Here is a 5,142-nt window from a genome sequence, read left to right on the forward strand (position 1 = left end):
ATACATCCAGTATGCGGTGACCCCTCCGCCTTGCGATGCACCGCATCTGACGCCGCGCGCTGATCCACCAGGGATTACGGGACAGCCCTTAGCGCGCGAGCAAGCAAGCGAGCACGCGTACGGAAAACACAGAGAGCCACGAAGGACGAGGCCGCCCATGTCCACTGCCTACGTGATAGTCACCCTCATTACCGTCCTGGCCAACGCCGGAATCGCCGCCGCGGACTTCGCCAACGCCAAGTTCGTCCTCGCCAACTCGGCGGAAGCGGGAGTGCCCCGGACCTGGCTCCCCTGGCTCGCCACGCTCAAGGCCGCCGGCGCCGCCGGCCTCCTCCTCGGGCTCCTGGGCGTCCCGCTCGTCGGCGTCGCCGCCGCGACCGGGCTCGTCCTGTTCTACGTCGGCGCCGTCGCCGCGCACGTCCGCGCCCGCGTCTTCTACAACATCGCGTTCCCCGGCGGCTATCTGGCCCTGGCCGTCGCGTCCCTCGCCCTCGCCCTCACGCGATAGCCGGCCGCCCGTCGCACAGCGCCCCCTCCTCACAAGTTCCACTGGTCGAGCAGCGCGTCCGCGAGGTCCGGGCCGCCGGCCGGGGCGGCGGGGCCCTCCAGGGCCTGTTCCGTCCAGATGACCTTGCCCCAGCTGGTGTAGCGGGTGCCCCAGCGCACCGCGAGTTGGGCCACCAGGAACAGCCCGCGGCCACCCTCGTCGGTGATCGCCGCCCGTCGCAGGTGCGGCGCCGTGCTGCTGCCGTCGAAGACCTCGCAGATCAGCGACGAGCTGTGGATCATCCGTACAGTGATGGGCTGCGCCGCGTAGCGGACCGCGTTCGTGACCAGCTCGCTGAGGATCAACTCGGTGGTGAACACGATGTCGTCCAGGCCCCAGGCGCGGAGCTTCGCGGCGCACTCCGCCCGTACGGCGCCGACGGCCGCGGTGTCGGACGGCACGCGCCACTCGGCGATCCGCTCCGGGGCCAGCCGGTGGGTACGGGCCACCAGCAGGGCGACGTCGTCGCGCGGCTGCGCCCCCGGCAGCGCGGCCAGCACCGCCCGGCACGTCTCCTCCGGGTCCAGCTCGGGGCGGTCGGCCACGGCGTCCCGCAACAGGTCGAGACCGACGTCGATGTCCCGGTCGGGACGCTCGACCAGACCGTCCGTGTACAGCACGATCCGCGCCCCCTCGGGCAGGTGGAGTCGGGCCGTCTCCACGGGCAGGCCGCTGCCGGTGCCGAGCGGCGGCGAGACGGGCACGTCGGGGATGTGGATGCTGCCGTCGGGGTGGATCACCACGGGCGGCGGGTGGCCGGCGCGGGCCATGACGCAGTCGCCGGTGATCGGATCGTAGATCGCGTACAGACAGGTCGCGCCGGTCACGTTCGGGCCCGCGTCGCCGGGGGTGCGCTCCTGGTCCATCCGGTCGACGAGTTCGTCCAGGTGGCCCAGGATGTCGTCGGGCGGCAGGTCCAGCGCGGAGAAGTTGTGCACCGCGGTCCGCAGCCGCCCCATCGTCGCCGCCGCGTGCAGCCCGTGGCCGACCACGTCGCCGACGACGAGCGCGACCCGGGCGCCCGGCAGCGGGATGACGTCGAACCAGTCGCCGCCGACCCCGGCCTGCGCCGGCAGATAGCGGTACGCGACCTCCACCGACTCCTGCACCGGCAGGTAACGCGGCATCAGGCTGTGCTGGAGCGTGACGGCCATGGTGTGCTCGCGGGTGTAGCGGCGGGCGTTGTCGAGGGAGACGGCCGCGCGCGCCGCGACCTCCTCGGCGAGCGCCAGGTCCTCCTCGTCGAACGGCTGGGACCGGCCGGCGCGCCAGAAGCAGACGGCGCCCAGCAGCGTTCCGCGCGCGGTGAGCGGGGCGGAGATCAGCGAGTGCACCCCGTACTCGACGAGCCGTCGGGCGCCGTCCGGGTCCTGCGCCCGCCACGCTTCCTCGGTGCGCAGATCGGGCTGGAGGACGGTGCGGCCGGTGGCCATGCCGCGGGCCTGCGGGGTCGCGGCTTCGAGCACGACGCGGGTGCCCTCCGGGTAGAAGGGCGCGGCGTCGTCGGCCCCGGCGGTGACGACCCGGCGCACGTCGCGGTCCGCGCCCTGGATCTCCTCGCCGCGCAGCACGGCGTCCACCAGGTCGACGGTGACGAAGTCGGCGAACCGGCCGACGGTCGTCTCCGCCAGCTCCCGCGCGGTCCGCCGCACGTCCAGCGTGGTCCCGATGCGCATGCCGGCCTCGTACACGACCTGGAGGCGCCCCTGCGCGGCCTCGGCGCGGCCGGACATCGCCAGCAGCTCGGTGGTGTCCCGTACGGTCGCGACCCGGCCGCCGGGCCCGTTGGCGCGTACGGCGGAGCCCTTGGCCCCTTCGGTGGGACGCTGGCTGACCGCCAGCGTCCGGTCCCGCACCTCGTACAGCTCGTCGGTGGCCTCCCGGCCCGACACCAGGAGGTCCGCGATGCCCGGCGGCAGCTCCAGCTCGGCCACCTCCCGCCCCTCGGCGTCGTCGGGCAGGTCGAGCAGGCGTCGTGCCTCGTCGTTGGCGAGCCGCAGCCGGCCGTCGCGCGCGACGATGAGGACGCCCTCGCGGACGGAGTGCAGCACCGCGTCGTGGTGTTCGTACAACCGGGTGATCTCGGTGGGCCCGAGCCCGTGCGTCTGGCGCAGCAGCCGCCGGCTGAGCAGCGCGGCCCCGCCGGTGCTCAGCAGCACCGCGCCGCCGGCCGCGCCCAGCACCGCGGGCAGCTGCTCGCGGGCGGCGGACTGGATCCGGGCGACCGTCACCCCGGCCCCGACCGCCCCGACGATCGCGCCGTCCGGGCCGCGCACCGGCACGTACGCCCGGACCTGCGGCCCCAGGCTGCCCACCCACTCCTGGACGACGGTCTCCCCGGCGAGCAGGGGGGCCAGGTCGGCGGTGGACCGCTTGCCGATCTTGTCGGGCTGCGGGTGGGTGAGCCGGGTGCCCTCGCGGTTGATCACGACGAGGAAGTCCACTCCGGCGCCCTTGCGGGCCTCCTCGGCCCTCGGCTGGAGCACTTCGGTCGCGTTCGGCGACACGATCGCGACGGCGGTCCCCGGCGCCCGGGCGAACCCCTCCGCGAGCGCGAGGGACCGGCTGCCGGCCTCCTGGTTGCTCTCCTGCCGGGCCATGACCAGCAGCAGCACGACGGCCCCGACGGCGAGCAGCACCACGACGACGAGCTGGAGCACGAACATCTGCCCCACGACACTCCGCAGCCCGAACACGGACCGTGCCCCACCACCATCCGCTCCGGAGGAGCGCTCGGTACCCGCCATGCACCATTTCTACCTGGATGACACGTCCTGCCGCTCCCGAAGCGCGCTCGTCGCGGGCGGGCGACGATTCCCCCGTTCGGCGGGTGTGGGCGGTGGCCTCGCGCGGGTGCGGGGCCGGCGCCTCCGCCTGGAGCGGGCGAGGCGCAAACGAGGGTGCCCCACCGGGCCAGAGAATGGGACTCGGCGGGGCACCCTCGTGGTGGTGCGGGGGCGGTCGTCAGACCGCGTGGTGCTTGATGCCGGCGACGAACGTGGCGAAGGCGCCGGCGGGGATGCTCAGGACGGGGCCGGCCGGGACCTTGGAGTCACGGACGGGGACGACACCGGTAGCGGACGCATGCGCGGGAGCCCACTCGACACAGGACCCGCCGTTCTCAGTGCTGTAGCTGCTCTTGACCCACTGGTGGGGAGAGTTGGTCGTCACTGGGTGCCCTTTCGTAGCTGCTCAATCATGGCGACGGAATCCGCTTGAGATGCCGCCTCCACCTGTAGCTGATGGTAGTTCTTCACCAACGGCAGCACGGATGCCTGATCACGGTCGAGAAACCCCTGAGTTTGAGACTCGACGTATGACATCAGAGACCGATCAGGCAGCGTCAGAAGGTGGACCAACCGGATAAATGGCTTCCGCTCTCCCATGGAGAACGGGGCGATCTGAAGTGCCGTGTTCGGAAGCAGAGCGAACTCGATCAGCCTCTCCATCTGAGCCCGCATGATCTCAGGGCTTCCCACCTGTCGACGGATGCAACTCTCGTCCAGCACTACGAACACGAGTGGCCACGGCTTGCGTACAAGCGCAGCCTGGCGCTCTATCAGGACCTCGACTCGATCGTGGGCTTGCTCGGGGCTGATGTCGTCACGTTGGACTGCACCGTCCGCCAGTGCCTGGGCGTACTCCCGCGTCTGAAGCGGCCCGGGAACGACCCCGTTCTCAAACAGACGGACTTCCGCCGCGCGCGCTTCATGGGACAGGTACTCCGAGAAGCCTTCAAGCAACGCGGCCGGCCTCACCGCTTGGCTCTGACGTTCGAGGCGATCGCCGGTTCCGAACGTCAGATCAAGTTTTTTGGCAAAGCGTTGAGTTGTTGATCTGCGGCCAGTTTCAATGGCAGATACCTGCGAACCGGTGCACCCGAGCCGACGCGCTAGCTCCTCCTGTGTCCAGCCACGCTCATCTCGCATTGCCCGTACGAGCTGCCCGAACTTGTCGCGCGGAGACCTCTCGGGATGTAACTGCTTGCGGTTTACCATCTGCGCGCCCTAACTCTCTCAACTCATGCGTCTAGTTGAGCCCGGATCGACTCTAGGCCACGCTGAAGTGACTTGGTAGTGAAACCGCTACGGAGAGGAGTCGTCGTGCATGGCGAACTCTCGGTCGGCGAACTCGCGTACGACACCGTCGAGAAGAGGTGCGGGGTGGTCATGGACGTCTACGGGTCCCTGGTCATGCTCCGCCCGCGGCACGGCGGATGCGAGTGGGACGCACGGCGCGAACACATCCGCGTCGCGACCCTCGACGACCGACTCGGCTCCGCGCTCGCCGAGTTGAACGCGATCAGCAGCAACCGCACGCCCTAACCACCCACAGCTCCGTCTTCGCGCATCAGCGTTTCCCTAACGCTGAAGAGAATTGCGCGACGGCGGTAAAGGGGGGCGGGGAGCAACGGTCCCTCCTCGTCCCCTTGGTCCCGGCCGCCCCGCGGGCACGCCCCTGCCCCGGCGCGCGGCCGGGACCACCCACCCCCACACCCCACCCTCCACAGGAGGAACCGCATGATCGAGCGAGGCCAGTACAAGGGCTGGCGATCCGTACGCATGCTCGGCGAGGACATCGTCGTGTCCGCCGTG

The 5,142-nt window shown here is 70.9% G+C and carries 5 protein-coding genes; 2 read left to right on the forward strand and 3 right to left on the reverse strand.

Features of this window, described 5'->3' with window-relative positions; translation table 11 throughout:
• Positions 1 to 157: 157 nt before the first annotated feature.
• A complete protein-coding gene (locus ABZ842_RS38530) occupies positions 158 to 508 on the forward strand; it encodes a DoxX family protein (RefSeq protein ID WP_361548475.1) in 351 nt (116 codons plus the stop codon).
• A gap of 29 nt (positions 509 to 537) precedes the next feature.
• Here the strand turns inward: ABZ842_RS38530 and ABZ842_RS38535 are convergent, their stop codons facing one another.
• The 3 genes from ABZ842_RS38535 to ABZ842_RS38545 all read right to left on the reverse strand — a co-directional run bounded on the left by ABZ842_RS38535 (position 538) and on the right by ABZ842_RS38545 (position 4,545).
• A complete protein-coding gene (locus tag ABZ842_RS38535; RefSeq protein WP_361548478.1) occupies positions 538 to 3,294 on the reverse strand; it encodes a SpoIIE family protein phosphatase in 2,757 nt (918 codons plus the stop codon).
• Positions 3,295 to 3,511: 217 nt separating this feature from the next.
• Complete coding sequence (locus ABZ842_RS38540; protein ID WP_361548481.1) at positions 3,512 to 3,718, reverse strand: DUF397 domain-containing protein; 207 nt, start codon at positions 3,716 to 3,718, stop codon at positions 3,512 to 3,514.
• A complete protein-coding gene (locus ABZ842_RS38545; protein WP_361548483.1) occupies positions 3,715 to 4,545 on the reverse strand; it encodes a helix-turn-helix transcriptional regulator in 831 nt (276 codons plus the stop codon). The genes ABZ842_RS38540 and ABZ842_RS38545 overlap by 4 nt, the downstream gene beginning before the upstream one ends.
• Positions 4,546 to 4,650: 105 nt before the next feature.
• Here ABZ842_RS38545 and ABZ842_RS38550 point away from each other — a divergent pair, with 105 nt between their 5' ends.
• Positions 4,651 to 4,872, forward strand: coding sequence for a hypothetical protein (locus ABZ842_RS38550; RefSeq protein ID WP_361548486.1), 222 nt, complete (start codon positions 4,651 to 4,653; stop codon positions 4,870 to 4,872).
• Positions 4,873 to 5,142: the final 270 nt, after the last annotated feature.

This window comes from Streptomyces sp. NPDC047315, from assembly GCF_040643215.1.
Lineage (GTDB): Bacteria > Actinomycetota > Actinomycetes > Streptomycetales > Streptomycetaceae > Streptomyces.

What these genes read in the sequence shown, in the direction of transcription:
- ABZ842_RS38535 (WP_361548478.1), bottom strand. Translation starts at nt 3,294, where the DNA reads ATGGCGGGTACCGAGCGCTCCTCCGGAGCGGATGGTGGTGGGGCACGG.
- ABZ842_RS38530 (WP_361548475.1), top strand. Translation starts at nt 158, where the DNA reads ATGTCCACTGCCTACGTGATAGTCACCCTCATTACCGTCCTGGCCAAC.
- ABZ842_RS38545 (WP_361548483.1), bottom strand. Translation starts at nt 4,545, where the DNA reads ATGGTAAACCGCAAGCAGTTACATCCCGAGAGGTCTCCGCGCGACAAG.